The organism is Pseudomonas sp. FW305-70 (genome assembly GCF_058783925.1).
On the sequence record NZ_JBYSYZ010000016.1, the window covers coordinates 1 to 14787 of the forward strand.

Annotated in this window: 16 protein-coding genes and 2 tRNA genes; 14 read left to right on the forward strand and 4 right to left on the reverse strand. The window is 58.4% G+C overall.

Annotated elements, in window-relative coordinates; all coding sequences use genetic code 11:
• The first annotated feature begins 1 nt into the window (after window position 1).
• A tRNA-Glu gene (locus AC3WN7_RS14370) sits at window positions 2-77 on the forward strand.
• Window positions 78-80: 3 nt separating this feature from the next.
• A tRNA-Gly gene (locus AC3WN7_RS14375) sits at window positions 81-156 on the forward strand.
• A 58-nt stretch (window positions 157-214) separates the two neighbouring features.
• Here AC3WN7_RS14375 and AC3WN7_RS14380 read toward each other — a convergent pair.
• The gene (locus AC3WN7_RS14380; RefSeq protein ID WP_102673895.1) at window positions 215-1084 is read right to left on the reverse strand and encodes an AraC family transcriptional regulator; all 870 of its coding nucleotides are present in this window, start codon (window positions 1082-1084) and stop codon (window positions 215-217) included.
• Between the two features lie 406 nt (window positions 1085-1490).
• Here AC3WN7_RS14380 and AC3WN7_RS14385 point away from each other — a divergent pair, with 406 nt between their 5' ends.
• The 12 genes from AC3WN7_RS14385 to AC3WN7_RS14440 all read left to right on the forward strand — a co-directional run bounded on the left by AC3WN7_RS14385 (window position 1491) and on the right by AC3WN7_RS14440 (window position 11670).
• Complete coding sequence (locus AC3WN7_RS14385; protein WP_102673894.1) at window positions 1491-1688, forward strand: Flp family type IVb pilin; 198 nt, start codon at window positions 1491-1493, stop codon at window positions 1686-1688.
• A gap of 52 nt (window positions 1689-1740) precedes the next feature.
• Entirely contained in the window at window positions 1741-1938 is a 198-nt protein-coding gene (locus AC3WN7_RS14390; RefSeq protein ID WP_095963723.1) for a Flp family type IVb pilin, read from the forward strand.
• Window positions 1939-1964: 26 nt separating this feature from the next.
• Entirely contained in the window at window positions 1965-2483 is a 519-nt protein-coding gene (locus AC3WN7_RS14395; RefSeq protein WP_095963724.1) for an A24 family peptidase, read from the forward strand.
• 15 nt (window positions 2484-2498) lie between these two features.
• Window positions 2499-3827, forward strand: a complete 1329-nt coding sequence (locus tag AC3WN7_RS14400; protein ID WP_102673893.1) for a DUF8689 domain-containing protein — start codon at window positions 2499-2501, stop codon at window positions 3825-3827.
• Window positions 3828-3842: 15 nt separating this feature from the next.
• Window positions 3843-4655, forward strand: coding sequence for a Flp pilus assembly protein CpaB (gene cpaB / locus AC3WN7_RS14405; RefSeq protein WP_095963726.1), 813 nt, complete (start codon window positions 3843-3845; stop codon window positions 4653-4655).
• A 72-nt stretch (window positions 4656-4727) separates the two neighbouring features.
• A complete protein-coding gene (locus tag AC3WN7_RS14410) occupies window positions 4728-6053 on the forward strand; it encodes a Tad domain-containing protein (RefSeq protein ID WP_102673892.1) in 1326 nt (441 codons plus the stop codon).
• 8 nt (window positions 6054-6061) lie between these two features.
• A complete protein-coding gene (locus tag AC3WN7_RS14415) occupies window positions 6062-6541 on the forward strand; it encodes a TadE/TadG family type IV pilus assembly protein (RefSeq protein WP_102673891.1) in 480 nt (159 codons plus the stop codon).
• Window positions 6541-7035 carry a TadE/TadG family type IV pilus assembly protein gene (locus AC3WN7_RS14420; RefSeq protein ID WP_102673890.1) on the forward strand — a complete coding sequence of 165 codons (495 nt, stop codon included), beginning with the start codon at window positions 6541-6543 and terminating at the stop codon, window positions 7033-7035. Before AC3WN7_RS14415 ends, AC3WN7_RS14420 begins: the two co-directional genes overlap by 1 nt.
• Entirely contained in the window at window positions 7029-8249 is a 1221-nt protein-coding gene (locus AC3WN7_RS14425) for an AAA family ATPase (RefSeq protein ID WP_095963730.1), read from the forward strand. The genes AC3WN7_RS14420 and AC3WN7_RS14425 overlap by 7 nt, the downstream gene beginning before the upstream one ends.
• A gap of 3 nt (window positions 8250-8252) precedes the next feature.
• Window positions 8253-9695 carry a TadA family conjugal transfer-associated ATPase gene (locus AC3WN7_RS14430; RefSeq protein ID WP_095963731.1) on the forward strand — a complete coding sequence of 481 codons (1443 nt, stop codon included), beginning with the start codon at window positions 8253-8255 and terminating at the stop codon, window positions 9693-9695.
• The gene (locus AC3WN7_RS14435) at window positions 9692-10678 is read left to right on the forward strand and encodes a type II secretion system F family protein (RefSeq protein ID WP_095963732.1); all 987 of its coding nucleotides are present in this window, start codon (window positions 9692-9694) and stop codon (window positions 10676-10678) included. Before AC3WN7_RS14430 ends, AC3WN7_RS14435 begins: the two co-directional genes overlap by 4 nt.
• 29 nt (window positions 10679-10707) lie before the next feature.
• The gene (locus AC3WN7_RS14440) at window positions 10708-11670 is read left to right on the forward strand and encodes a type II secretion system F family protein (RefSeq protein ID WP_095963733.1); all 963 of its coding nucleotides are present in this window, start codon (window positions 10708-10710) and stop codon (window positions 11668-11670) included.
• Window positions 11671-11957: 287 nt separating this feature from the next.
• On the opposite strand, the gene AC3WN7_RS14445 is transcribed toward AC3WN7_RS14440, so the two are convergent.
• The 3 genes from AC3WN7_RS14445 to AC3WN7_RS14455 form a co-directional block, all read right to left on the reverse strand.
• Window positions 11958-12227 (reverse strand): DUF3613 domain-containing protein, encoded by a 270-nt coding sequence (locus AC3WN7_RS14445; protein WP_102673889.1) that lies wholly within the window; start codon window positions 12225-12227, stop codon window positions 11958-11960.
• Between the two features lie 18 nt (window positions 12228-12245).
• Window positions 12246-12959, reverse strand: a complete 714-nt coding sequence (locus tag AC3WN7_RS14450; RefSeq protein ID WP_102673888.1) for a tetratricopeptide repeat protein — start codon at window positions 12957-12959, stop codon at window positions 12246-12248.
• Window positions 12960-13078: 119 nt separating this feature from the next.
• A complete protein-coding gene (locus tag AC3WN7_RS14455) occupies window positions 13079-14302 on the reverse strand; it encodes a type II and III secretion system protein family protein (RefSeq protein WP_095963736.1) in 1224 nt (407 codons plus the stop codon).
• Window positions 14303-14787 lie beyond the last annotated feature (485 nt).

Below are 14787 nucleotides of genomic sequence, written 5' to 3' on the forward strand. Positions count from 1 at the left end.
TGTCCCCTTCGTCTAGTGGCCTAGGACACCGCCCTTTCACGGCGGTAACAGGGGTTCGAGTCCCCTAGGGGACGCCATTTGCGGGAATAGCTCAGTTGGTAGAGCACGACCTTGCCAAGGTCGGGGTCGCGAGTTCGAGTCTCGTTTCCCGCTCCATATTTAACGAAAACGCCGCTCATTGAGCGGCGTTTTTGTTTGCGCTTAAAAAACCGGATCAACCGCTGAGGCTTTGTACCAGGCTTTCGAGCGCTTCAGTGGTTTTCTCATCCTGCACCTGTTGCGCAGCTGCGGCCGCTTTGAGTTGGCGTGCCAGGCGGTATTCGCTGGGTGTGCAGTTTGCGAACTGTTTGAAGGCACGGGCGAAGTAGGAAGGATCCTTGAAACCGGCCTCATAGCCGATGCTGGTAATCGGCATCTGGCTATTGTCGAGCAGATCTTTGGCGAAGTTCATGCGCTTGTCCAGGATGTAATCCGTGAAACCAAGCCCATTGGCTTCCTTGAACAGGCGGCTGAAGCGAAATGTTGTCATGCCGCAACGCTGCGCCAACTCCCTCTGATCGATGCTGTCTCGAAAGTGCTGTTCGATGTACAGCATGACATTGCTCAGCGCCTGGTGTTTTTGGTGTCCTGAGGTCCGCCGGATGCTGTCCGGCAGGGTCGGAGAGTGGTCGATTTGCGATGACTTGCCCTGGCCGTTGGCATTTCGGCGCAGCTCGCAGAGCTGCACCACCGCCGTCAGGTAACGCTTCTTCTCGGTGGTCGAGAGCGGGAGCACCATGTATTCCCAGACGCTGGAGCGCATGGCCCATACAGCCAGTTCCTCCGAGTGCTGCACGGTGAACATGGTGATCGGGATGCTGGGGGTGGTGCGTTTGATCTCCAGCAGTAGCTTCAAACCTGGAGTGTCGGGGCGATCGAAATGGACGCAGATCATGTCTGCCTGTTCCCTGACGGGCAGCACGGAGTTTTTTGCCAGTTTGCAGTCGCAGGCGTCCTCGAACTGCGTGACGAGTTCTTTCGTGGACCGATCATGAGTCAGATCGAACCACAGGAGCGATGGCCTTTTGGTCAAAATGGACGTCATGTCTCTACTCTTGAGGTTCTAGTGACTCTCTTTGCCAGTATTACCAATGTGCCATCAATTTGCAGATTAAATCCTGATAGAAAAGACGATTTTTAGTTCTATTCGCTCTATGGGTTATCTGGAAGGCAGCTCCGGGCGATTATTTGCTTGGGTGTCTTCGAAAAAACCGGGTCGAGCCGCCTGTCGCTTGTGAATCAATGGCAAATGCCTTTGCGTTTCAATGCCTTGTTTACCCCCTCCGTTACTTCTGTAAAGGCCAAAGCTGCGTAGTTGGCCACCCCGCAAAAAAGTCCTAGCGATGCGCAAAATCCTCCTAACGCCTATGCCTTGCTCCTGACTAGTGTTGCATCAGGCAGCGCAGAAAGTACTGCCTCAGAAAAAACAACATTCGAGTGAGGTGGGCAAAATGATCATGCAAACAATCAAGGCATCGGTAGTGAAGTTCGTCAAAGACGAAGATGGTCTGACCATTGTGGAATACGCGGTGGCGGGTGGACTAATAACCCTGGCGGTTGTCACTGCTTTTACCACCTTGGGCACCGCTATCACCACCCAGCTCGGTAGGCTAGCTACTTGTATGGTCCCCGGTGGGGCGTGCGTGTAAGTCTATTCCCTGTGAGAGATGCAGCAGAAAACATTCAAGTGAGGTGGGCAAAATGATCATGCAAACGATCAAGGCTTCGCTAGTGAAGTTCGTCAAGGACGAAGATGGTCTGACCATTGTGGAATACGCGGTGGCGGGTGGGCTAATAACCCTGGCGGTTGTCACTGCTTTTACCACCTTGGGCACCGCCATTACCACCCAGCTCGGTAGGCTAGCTACTTGTATGGTCCCCGGTGGGGCGTGCGTATAAGTCTATTCCTAGTGAGAGATGCAGCGATGCCTATTGAGCAGATGTTTACATCAATTGTTCTGTTAGGGCTGCTAGGTATTGCGGTGGTGAGCGACCTTCGTCGCCACCGCATCCCCAACCTGCTGGTTCTTTTAGGACTTGTTTTGGGTTTGACCAGTCAGGCTTACGCCAGTGGAGTTGAGGGGCTTGGTAATGCTGCGCTGGCCATGCTGATCGGCTTTGCAGTGTTTCTACCCTTGTACGCCCTAGGCGGTATGGCCGCCGGGGACGTCAAGTTGATGGCCATGGTTGGATGTTTTTTTACACCGCTTGACGCGTTGTGGACGGCGCTTTTCAGTCTGGCGGCCGGTGGTTTGTGCGGTTTTTTGATCATCCTTTTTCGTGGCCAGCTGCTGCAAACCTTAGCGCGCTACGGGTTGATATTAAGGGCACGAACCTACTTGGCTCCGGCGGTAGATGAAGTGGCTGGAAAGCCTTTCCCATACTCCGTTGCAATTTTGCTCGGAACCCTGGCCAGTGGCTATTGGCTGCAGATCGGCCCATAGCCCAGGAGGCTAGTCATGCACGTCATCGTCGAAAGTGATGCCTACCCCAGCGATCGGGGAGCGGTGCAACGCCTGGCTCCTCAGCCCTGCACTGTCCGCGAAACTGGCCTGACGGACAGTTTTCTCGGTGAGTTGGTGTGCAAGCATTTGTTTGATGCCGGGGTGCTGGACATGTCGCGGCTGGTGGATCGCCTGGCGCTGACCGGCGCGGTACTTGAAGAGGTCCTGGCGTTTCTGCGCAAGGATGGCCGTGTCGAAGTGCTCGGCCAGGCGAGTCAAACCGGCGGGCAGATGTTGCGTTATGGCCTGACCGAACGTGGTCGCAGTGCCGCCCGTGATGCCCTGTCGCGCAGTGGCTATATCGGTGCGGCACCGTTCCCGGTGAGTACCTACCGCTCCCTGATCAAGCTACAGACCATTCACCATGGTCGCATCAACGCCAACGATATGCGCCATGCCCTTGCTGGCGTTGTGCTCACGGAGGAGATGCTCGATCAACTGGGTGTGGCGATGAACTCCGGGCGCGCAATCATGATTTATGGCCCCGCGGGTACCGGCAAGACTTATGTCAGCAGTCGGCTGATCCGTCTGTTCGCCGAGGCCATCTGGATCCCCCATGCCATCGTCATCAACGAGGCGGTGATCGAGATCTATGACCCGCAGGTGCATCAGCGGCTCGATGACAACGCTCAGCAGAACAGTCTGATGCTCAACGAAGGGATCGACCGTCGACTGCTGTGCTGCAAACGCCCGATCGTCATCACGGGCGGTGAGTTGAGCATGGAGCAACTGGACGTTCGCTATGACCCCTTCACCCGTCAGTACCAGGCCGCCTTGCAGCTCAAGGCCAGCAATGGCCTGTTCATCATCGACGACATGGGGCGCCAGCGCATGGCACCTGCCGAGCTGTTCAATCGCTGGATCGTTCCGATGGAAGAGAAACGCGATTTCCTTAACCTGGGTGGTGGTCGGCATTGCGAGCTGCCATTCGATCTGATTCTGGTGTTTTCCACCAACCTCAATCCTCTGGAGCTGGCCGATGAGGCCTTCCTTCGCCGGATTGGCTACAAGCTGCAGTTCGGTTACCTGAAGCCCGAGCAGTACGAAAAGATCTGGCGACAGGAAAGCGAGCGTCTGGGCATTTCCTATGACCCGCTGCTGGTGCGTTATGTGCTGCAAAGGCTTTATGCAAGTGAAGGCATGCCTCTGGTGCCCTGCCATCCCCGCGATCTCCTGAACATGGCACTCGATCGCCAGCGTTATATAGGCGGTTCCGGACCACTGTCACCGAAAGAGTTGGAATGGGCCTGGCACAACTACTTCGTCCAGCTCGACTTTCTTTGATACGGAGATACTGACATGAGCTCTCGTACGCTTACCCTGATAGGCGTTTCCCTGGTCATGGGCCTTGGGGCTGCATGGATGGCCGACTCCTGGCTGAGCGCGCGGCTCAATGCCAGCCCGGATGACCACCTTCGAAACGTGGTGGTCGCCACGGTGGAGATTCCATTCGGGCAGATGGTCGAGGCCCAGCAGGTCACGACCGTACGCATGCCCATGGATACGATCCCGGACGATGCCTTTGATGCCAGCGAAAAAGCCGTGGGCAAGATCGCAACGTTCGACATTCTCAGGGGCGACATTGTGCGAGGCGCGCGTCTGAGTGAGCACCTGGGGGGGAGCACCCTGGCTTCTTTGATTGCGCCTGACAAACGCGCCATATCGGTACGTGTGGACGATGTGGTCGGCGTGGGTGGATTCCTGTTGCCGGGAAACCGGGTCGATGTATTGGCGACCAAACGCACGGAGAATGCTGGCAATAACGCTGTGTCCAAGACCATCCTCGAGAATTTACGGGTGTTGGCGGTGGACCAGACTGCAGGTACCGACAAAACCCAACCGGTGGTGGTGCGTGCAGTGACGCTGGAGATGACGGCCGCAGAGGCTGAAGCTCTGGTCACGGCGCAGACGGAAGGCAAGTTGCAACTGGCGCTGCGTAACCCACTGAATCTCGAGAAGAAAACTGCGACCGTTGCACCAGCAGCACCTGCTGCGCCGGCCATGGCCGTGGCCACCGTCGCGGCGCCAAAGCGCGTGGTACAGCGCAGCGGCGAGGGGGCGGGTATCACCGTTATCCGCGGGACTGAAGCCAAAGTAGTCAACATTCGCTGACTTTGCGCAGCTGCCTGGGTACCACGTTATTGGCGGAGCCGATCCGGATCAGTATCGGCAATCGAGGGCTTGATGATGAATCTTCGTATTCAGCGGCCGTTCACTTCGACGCCAAGGCGCCAGGAAGGATCGGTGAGTGCATTGATGGTGATCGCGTTGGCGGCGATGGCCATGATGGCGGCGTTGGCTCTGGACGGCGGGCATATGATGCTGAACAAAACACGTCTGCAGAATGCGGTGGACGCCGCCGCCCTGAGTGGCGCCAAAACCCTGAGTCAGGTGGGGGGGGGCATCACCGGTGCCAGTACGACGCAAACCGCAGCGCTCAATACGCTGATACAGAATGCTAATGCCACAGGCAACAACGAATTGGCCACGGCGATAGGCGGCAACGCCAGTGCATTTGCAGTGGTGGAACTGGCAAGCAGCGTCTATGGCCCGTTCTCTTATCCTGGGCCGACGGATGCCAAGTACGTTCGGGTATCGGTATCGAGTTATGGCCTGACGGAGTTTTTCTGGAACTTCGCCCAGTCAATAGGCGTCGTGGGGAACAAGGCGGTGGCGGCGATCGCCACCGCAGGTCCCAGCCCTACCAGCCCCTGCGATCTCGCGCCTTTGATGGTCTGTGGTAACCCGGCTCAATACAACCCGGGCGCCGGTATGTTCTGGGGCTTCCAGTTTGGCGATTTAAATGTATTGAAGACGGCTTCCGGCAATAAGTCGCCCATTGGTCCAGGCAATTTTCAGTTGCTCGATTTTGGCTCGGGCGGCAATGCTGTCAGGGAGGAGATGGCCGGAGGCGGCAAGGTCTGCCGCAATGTGGGAGACAACGTCACGACCGAACCTGGCAACAAGGTCGGCCCTGCGTCTCAAGGCCTGAATACGCGCTTCGGCATCTACAACGGCCCGGTCAGTGCCTCGGCCTATCCGCCGGACCTGGTGACCACGTCCAGTAATCCCGCCATCACTGACGACGGTACAGGCCCGAAGTACCAGGGGCAAACCGTTACCTCGAGCAATGGCAATCTCACGGCAGGCGGCAACCCGATACTGGACTACAACGACTGGCGTGCGAGCGTTGCCGCATGTGTGGCGGGGGGCAGTGGCTGTCAGAGCAATGGGGTGTTCGAGCGCCGGATGCTGAAAATCGTGGTGGGCAACTGCGCAGGAAAAAATAGTGGTTCAACCTCGATCCCCGTCCTCGGTTTTGGCTGTTATTTCGTGGTGCAGCCCATGGATGGCGGCGGCGGGGAAGCTGAGATCTTCGGCCAGTTCGTGAAGGAGTGTGAAGGCGACAACGTAGCCGGCCCCTCGCCGTCAACCGATTCCGGCCCGCAGATCATTCAGTTGTACAAAACCTATCTCACCGGCAGCGGTACTCCGAGCACTGACTCGTAGGGGGCGTCATGAGACTTTATGGATTTAAACATCGGCAGTGCCAGCAAGGCCTGGCCATGGTGGAATTCACCCTCGTCCTGCCGGTGTTGCTGTTGCTGATGCTGGGCTTCGGCGAGTTCGGTCGCATGTTCTATCAGTACAACGTGCTGCTGCAGGCCAGCCGCGATGCCGACCGTTTCGTCGCCAGTCAGGCCTGGGACTCGACCCTTGGCGCGGTCGCTCTGAGCAATACGCTACTGACCCAGACGAAAAATGTTGCGGTATATGGCGTGCCGGCCAATACCGGCACCGCAGTGTTGTCAGGGCTGACGACTGGCAACGTGGTCGTCGCCGCAGTGGGCACCGACCATGTGCGGGTCACCATCACTTACACGTTCTGCCCGGTGATTGGCGCTGGCAATTGCGCCGGATCGCTTCCCGGTTTTTTTGGTAATCAGATTGCACTGGGCATTCCGCTGGTCGCCACTACCGTGATGAGGGCACTGTGATGAATCGCAAACACATGCGCGGCACCTATACGGTGGAGTTCGCCATCGTTGGTCTGCTGGTGTTCACACTGTTGTTCGGCGTAGTGGAAATGGGTCGCCTGTACTTCACGGTCAATGCGCTGGATGAAGCTGTGCGCCGTGGTACTCGCTTGGCGGCGGTGTGCAATATCAGCGATCCGGTGGTGTTGCGGCGGGCGATCTTCAATGCCGCGACTGACGCAGGTACGAGCCAGCTGATCGGCAATCTGGCCACCACCCACCTGACGCTGACCTATCTGGACGTCAATGGTGCTCAAGTGGCCAACCCCGCTGACCTGGTCAGCGTCAATGGTTTTCGTGCCATCCGCTATGTCCGGTTGAGCCTGCAAAATTTTGTTTTCAATCTGTTCATTCCCGGGTTCGGTGTGCCCTTTACGCTGCCTGCATTCAGGGCAACGTTGCCACGTGAAAGCCTCGGGCGTCATTCCGATTCCGGGGAGATCACGCCATGCTGAATACCAAGGAAACTCCAGCCTCTACCTCGACCGGCAAAGCCGGGCTACGGTTGCTGATCAGCAGCCGTGATGCCACGTCGTTGCGCGACCTGCAAGGCGTCTGCCAACGCATGCCCAGCCTGGAGGTGAGCACTCGGCTGGTGAGCAACGGGCATGTCGACCCGCTCTACGGTCTGGACCGGATGCCCGATCTGTTGCTGTTGCGCGTCAGCCATCTGTGGCGCGAGGAGCTGGCGGCACTGTTGCAGCGCCCGGCCCATGAGCGTCCGCCGATGCTGGTGTGCGGACTGCTGAGTGAACAGGAAGGCATGCGCCTGGCGATGCAGGCCGGCGCCCGTGACGTGCTGCCCGAGCCCGTCGCCGAGACGGAACTGGTCGCCGCCTTGAATCGGCTGGTTATGGAGGTTCGGACCGGCAGCGGGACAGAGGGGAAATTGCTCGCCGTGATCAGCGCCAAGGGCGGATCGGGCGGCACCATGCTGGCTTGCAACCTGGCTCAGCAGCTGAGCATGAAGGGTGGCAGTACCCTGTTGCTGGACATGGACCTGCAATTTGGAAGCGTGACGCATTACCTGGATGTGGCGCAAACCCACAGCCATCTTGAGGTGTTGCATCAGATCGACGGCATGGACAGTGTTGCGCTACGGGGTTTTTGCAGCCACTTCAGCCCGACTTTGCATGTGCTGGGTGGACGGGCCGGTGAGCTGTGTCTGCCGCAGGATGCCCAGCCTGAGCAACTTGACACCCTGATGCAGTTGGCCCGCGCCAGTTATGACTGGGTAGTGATCGATCTGCCACGGCAAATCGACCACCTCACCGGCTCCGTACTGGAACAGGTCGATCGGGTGTACGTGGTGGTGCAGCAGAGCGTCAGCCATCTGCGCGATGCCAGCTCCCTGGTGCGGATTCTTCGCGAAGACCTGGGTGTGCGTGGGGATCAATTGCAGATCGTGGTCAACCGCTATGACAAGTCGGCAGCGGTCAGCCTCAAGGATATCGGCGAGGCGCTGCGCTGCACGAACCTGTCGAAATTACCCAACGACTTCAACCTGGTCAGCCAGAGCCAGAACACTGGCGTGCCGTTGGAGCTGCATGCTCCGAAGGCGGCGATCACCGCTGCCCTGCGCAACGTGGCCGATGACCTGGTCGGCAATCAGATGGCTGGAAAAAAAGGCGTGTTCAAACGCGCCTTCAACCGTTTTTTCGGGGGGTGACCCATGATCAGCGACTTTCGTAACCGCTTGCGTAAACAGTCCGGTAAACCCGGCCCATCGCCGGCCAACCAGCCGGGTGACGATCTGCCGGATCCGGCAGACGAATTGATGGCTTGGGAGCATGCAATCCCGGACGTTCTTTACGAAACCAAAAGCCAGGTCACCCCGGTGGAAGCCGAGTGGCGAGAAAAGATCTACCAACAGTTGCTCAAGGTCATGGACCTGTCCTTGCTGGACTCCCTTGAACAGGCAGAGGCCGCGCGGCAGATTCGCGATATTTGCCAGCGTCTGCTCGATGAACACTCGGCACCGGTGAGTACTTCCAGCCGCCAGTTGATCATCAAGCAGATCACCGACGAGGTGCTCGGTCTGGGTCCTCTGGAACCGCTGCTGGCCGATCACAGTGTGTCCGACATTTTGGTCAACCGGCATGACTCAGTGTATGTCGAGCGCTTCGGCAAGTTGCAACGCACCGATGTGCGCTTTCGCGATGACCAGCATTTGCTGAACATCATTGACCGCATCGTTTCCAGCCTGGGCCGGCGTATCGACGAGTCCTCGCCGCTGGTGGACGCCCGGCTCAAGGACGGTTCGCGGGTCAACGCGATTATCCCGCCGCTGGCCATCGACGGCCCGAGCATGTCGATCCGGCGTTTTGCGGTGGACCTGCTCAATACCGACAGCCTGATCCAGGTGGGTACATTGACCCCGGCCATTGCCCTGCTGCTCAAGGCGATAGTGCGTGGGCGCTTGAACGTGCTGATTTCCGGTGGTACCGGCAGCGGCAAGACCACCATGCTCAATGTCCTGTCCAGTTTCATTCCGCACAACGAGCGGATCGTCACCATCGAGGATTCGGCCGAGCTGCAACTGCAACAGCCCCACGTGGTGCGCCTGGAAACCCGGCCTTCGAACATCGAGGGGCGCGGCGAGGTGAGCCAGCGGGAGTTGGTGCGCAACAGCCTGCGGATGCGCCCGGACCGCATCGTGATCGGCGAAGTGCGCGGCGTCGAGGCACTGGACATGCTGACGGCGATGAACACCGGCCACGACGGCTCGCTGACCACGATCCACGCCAACACCGCGCGCGATGCGTTGGGGCGGGTCGAGAACATGGTGTCGATGACCGGGGCGACCTTTCCGATCAAGGCCATGCGCCAACAGATCGCTTCGGCCATTGATGTGGTGATCCAGCTGGAACGCCAGGAGGACGGCAAGCGTCGTCTGGTCAGCGTGCAGGAAATCAACGGCATGGAAGGCGAGATCATTACCATGACCGAAATCTTCTCTTTCGCGCGCCATGGTATGGGCGAAAACGGCGAAGTGCTGGGTGATTATCGACCCAGCGGCATGATTCCCGCCTTCCGTGATGTGCTGGCCAAGCGCGGCATCGAGTTGCCGCTGACGATGTTCAGGCCTGAGTGGATGGAGGCGCGGCAGTCATGAACCAGATTCCCGGTGAATTCATTCTGATGTTCCTCGGCATGGTGTTTATCGCCGTCTTCCTCCTGTCCCAGAGCGTGGCTGTACCAGTGTTTGGCGAGGCCGGCAAGATGCGCAAGCGCATCCGCGGCCGCTTGCATGTACTGGAGAAAGCCAACAATCAGCCCAACATGCAAACGGTATTGAGGCAGAAGTACCTGACGCGTTTGTCGCCATTGGAGGCCAGGCTTGAGCAGTTGCCCTTTATGGACACATTGACGCAAATGATTGAGCAGTCGGGGCACGAATTCCGGGCCTATCGGGTATTGCTGCTCGGGCTGGTGCTGGGTGTCTGGGCGGGTATCCTGATCTGGATGGTCTCGTCAGTCTGGTGGATGGCGCTGATGGTGGGCTTTGCAGTCTTCTGGATACCCATACTGAAAATCTCTCGCGACCGCGCCAAGCGTTTCGCGGCGTTCGAGGAAGGCCTGCCGGATGCGCTGGATGCCATGTGCCGCGCTCTGCGCGCCGGGCACCCATTCAATGAAACCCTGCGTCTGGTGGCCGAGGAACACAAGGGGCCGGTGGCTCATGAGTTCGGCTTGACTTTCTCCGATATCAACTATGGCAATGATGTACGCCGGGCCATGCTCGGTCTGCTGGAGAGGATGCCAAGCATGACGGTGATGATGCTGGTGACCTCGCTCCTTATCCATCGCGAGACTGGCGGTAATCTGACCGAGGTGCTGGAGCGTCTGAGTCTGCTGATCCGCGGGCGCTTCCGCTTTCAGCGCAAGGTCAAAACCCTGTCGGCCGAAGGGCGGATGTCGGCCTGGATACTGGTGGCCATTCCCTTTGTACTGGCGGCTGTGATTTTGTTCACTACCCCTAAATACATGCCGTTGCTGCTCAATGATCCTGTGGGCCATAAGCTTATACTTTGGGCTTTTGGTGCAATGTTGGTCGGGATTTTCTGGATTCGCAAAATTATCCGGATTCAGGTTTAAGCGGTATTCGCTACCGAGAGGTACAGGTCATGGATTTTTTACTCGGGTTGTTCAGTCGGGTCACGGAGAACCAGGAGTTGGCGCGCCTGTTGTTCCTTGGCGCGATCGGTTTGAGTACGGTACTTGCGGTTGTTGCCGTGATCCTGCTGATGATGGGGCTTCAGGATCCCGTGCAGCGTCGTCTGGCGCTGATCAAGCGTGGTCATTTAGGCAACGCGACCGGCCAGGAAGCTCCGGGTAACCTGCAACTGTTGCTGGAGCGGGTCGGCCAGCGCTTTGCTTCGACTGAATCGGCTCAGACGTCCGTCACCCAGACCCTGTTGATGCATGCGGGATACCGCTCCTCGTCGGCGGTGCAGATGTACTGGGCGATACGCTTGATGTTGCCGCTGTTATTGATCGGTATCGCCTTATTGCTGTTGCCGATGATTCCCAAGGTTTCGCTGATCATGGGGCTGCTGTTGGTGGTCTTGGTGGCCGGTATCGGATGGTTGGTGCCAGCGCTGTATGTCGCCAAGCGCAAACAGAAGCGACAAGGCCGGCTGCGTGCCGCCTTCCCGGATGCGCTGGATCTGATGGTGGTGTGCGTGGAGTCGGGCCTGGCCTTGCCCACGACCATCGAACGGGTGGCTGAGGAGATGTCGGTCAGTCAGGTCGAACTGGCCGAAGAACTGGCCCTGGTCAATGCACAAATCCGTGCGGGCATTTCGAGTACCGCGGCGCTCAAGCAACTGGCTGTGCGCACTGGCCTGGATGACGTACAAGGTCTGGTCAACCTATTGGCGCAGAGTATCCGTTTTGGTACCAGCGTGGCCGACACCTTGCGCATCTATGCCGAAGAGTTCCGTGACCGGCGTACGCAGGCCGCCGAAGAGATGGGGGCGAAAATCGGTACCAAGCTGATATTTCCACTGATTTTCTGTCTATGGCCGAGCTTCTTTCTGGTCGCTATCGGCCCTGCCTTGATCGGGGTACTCAAAGCATTCGGGTGAGGTAAAACAGCCGGAGGCTGTCGAGCGCGATGGCCTCGCCACCCGAGCCTGATCTGCACTTGATCTACACATCCCCCGCAGGCTGCGATCTTTTGATTTTTCTGGCAGGCAATTCGTTGCCTAGGCCTTAAATTCAGAAGATCGCAGCCTGCGGCAGCTTCGGGGGTAATTCGGTAAGGATTGGATAATGTGTAGATGCCACTGCTTTCCTGCACACGAAATCAAGCCCGGCTTTGCAGCCAGGCTACTCTGGACTACGCCAGAGGCTGATCACCCATCGACACGCCTCAGTTGCCGATGGTCATTTCTCCCGCTGCATCCTGGTCAAAAAATTCCGGAATCGGGAAGTTGAAGCTATTGAGCCAGCGCTGCATGGCCAGGTCACGTTCGGTGGCCGAGGCGGTTTGCAGGTGAGGGGAGGCAACCACACCGCGAATCTGCAGCTGCAACCACTGTTCGGTGCCTTGTTGATACGGCGAAGAAGGGCCCGGTTCAATGGCCCAGACAGTGGTGGACAGGCAAGCCATGCACCCGATCAACAGCCTTTTGGTCTTCATCTCGACTCCTCGTACGTTCTACTTGTTCGCACTGGAAGAGGCATCGGCTACCTCAGTTCTGCGATTCCCATCGGTAGCCACCACTTTTTTGGCGGAGGCCTTGAGTTTTTCCGCGCGGGTTTGAGCCTCTACGACTTGCTTGGGGTTCAAGTCGGCGCGGGTCACGAGTTCGGCGGCCGCCTTCCAGTTATCCTGGTAGATCAGCAACGTCACCATGTTGAGTGCCGCCAGTGTGTTCGCCTGCTTGAGCTCCATGGCGGTCATGAACTCAAAGCGTGCTTCAGGGATCCGTCGCTGATTGAGGTAGACGACCCCCAGGTCATTGCGCATTCTGTCGTCGGTGGGGGCCATCTTCACCGCACGCTCAAGGTGAGTGGCTGCGCTGGCGTTATCATTTCTGGCAGCGGCCAACTGGCCCAGGCCATGTTCCCCTTCAGCCGCCAGGCAGGTGCCGAGCAAGCTTTCGTACAACGGCTGCGCGTCGCCGCTACGCCCCATCAGGCGCAGTACCCGAGCCTTGCGCAGGCGAACCTGGACCAGGTTGTCGGGCAATCCTTCCAGATTCGCCAGGCTGGCATATAAACGGCCTTCTTCGGCCATGTTGTCGGCCAGGTTCAGGGCCAGTTCTTGCTCCGAACCGGGTTTGGCACAGCTGGCCGGTCGCGAAGACAGGCCATTGCTGGCACAACCTGCGAGCATTAATGTCGCCGTTATTGCAATGATTGCTTTCATCGAAGGTCCTCTGGCTACAACCCCTTGAACGCCTGGCCAATGGCAGTACAGCCGGCCCGGCAAGCGTTCAAAGTCACCGTTACGAGTGAGCGCGAGGTCAGTCCGGTTCAGGCTTCGGTTCATTGCGAGAGCCCGCTGAGACTGTCGAAGTCGCCATTTTCCAGGAAGAACATGCGGTAGAAGTTCGGGTCGTAATTGCGCAGCTGCTCACCAGGCAATGACGGCAGTTGTGCATTGGCAGCCAGTGGCTGGACCAGATGCGGAGTGACGATCATCAGCAGCTCGCGCTCTTCACGGTTGATGGTGTTGTCGCGGAAAAACGCGCCCAGAACCGGGATATCGCCCAGCCCCGGAAACTTGTTCACCTGGGAATCGTTGTGGGAGCTGATCAGGCCGCTGATGACGAAGCTTTCGCCGTCGGCCAGGGAGATGCTGGTATCGGTACGGCGAACGGTCAGGGCCGGGACTACCGTGCCGGCGATGCTCACGGCGTTGGTGAAGTCCAGTTCACTGACTTCCGGCGCCACCTTCAGCGCGATACGGTTTTTCCCGACGATGGTCGGCGTCAGGGTCAGGCGGATACCGAACTCCTTGTACTCGATGAAAATGTTGTCGCTGCCTGAACTGGGCACCGGAATCGGAATCTCACCGCCGGCCAGGAAGCTCGCACTCTGCCCGCTGAGCGCTACCAGGCTTGGCCGCGCCAGGGTGTAGGCGAAACCGCTGCCCTCCAGCGCGTTGAGCGCCACCAGGGTACTGCCGGTAGCAAACGTGAGGTTGAACTGGTCGTTTCTCACCGGTATCGACGGCGTGACAATGCCGCCAATGCTGGGCAAGGTTCTCGGCGCGCCGAACAGCCAGTTGCCGCGGACGCCGAAAATCGAGGCGGAGGCTTCCTTGAGTTTGGTCCGGCTGACTTCAACGAAGCGGATATCGGTCTGCACCTGGCTTGGCAGCAACGGGTCGTCGGAAGGCACCGACGGCACGCTGGTCAGCGCCGACGTGGCCCTGCCCTTGACGAACACCATGGCTTGGCGCGGTGTTTTCGAACAGGCGGTCCAGACCATCAGGCTGGTGGTCCCCGGCGCAATGCCCGTGAGTATGAACGCGTTGCTGCCGCTGGGTTGCACGTCGGCAACTTTCGGATCACCCACCGCCAGTTGCGTTACCGGAACGGGGCTGCGCAGTTCATTCTGCAGTCCCTGACCGACCTCGTACGTTGTTGGCCAATTGTCCAGTTGCGGACAATTGGCCGGCGCGGCCTGAGCCGCTTCTACGCTGAGGCCCATCCAGAGCAGGCCATGGAAAATTCGCTTGAAAGCGGGCACGGGACGAAGGCTCATCAAGTACATCCTCACTGAATAGGCCAATCTTGGACAGACTGCGCTGTCTAGGATCACTTCACGGGGATCGGGCTATCCCCCCAATGCGCCAGACCACTTATCCATGGCCTTGGCGTTATTCCTTGCGTGCTACACACGAGCGGGCGCAATTCGCTGATCTGGCTGGATAGCGAGCGACCTTTGCTGAAACGGTTTTCAATGATCCGGTGAACCGGACTGCTGGCAAGAGCGATACTCGCGGCCATGGACGGCGCTGTCCGCTGTCCTGGTTTCCCCTGAAAGTAATCGGCAATGCAGGTACAGAGCCGGAAAACGCCTGTCAGGATCATGGTGAGGTAACTCCTTTTGCCAATCCGCTATCTGATCACTGAAGCTAACGTGGAAATTCGAGCCGTTATGACTTCTTGTTGTTTGACGTTAGTTCAATCAAGCCAAAGTGCCATGAGTTAAAGGAAAACTATTGGTGCAAAGGCTGGAGACAGGCG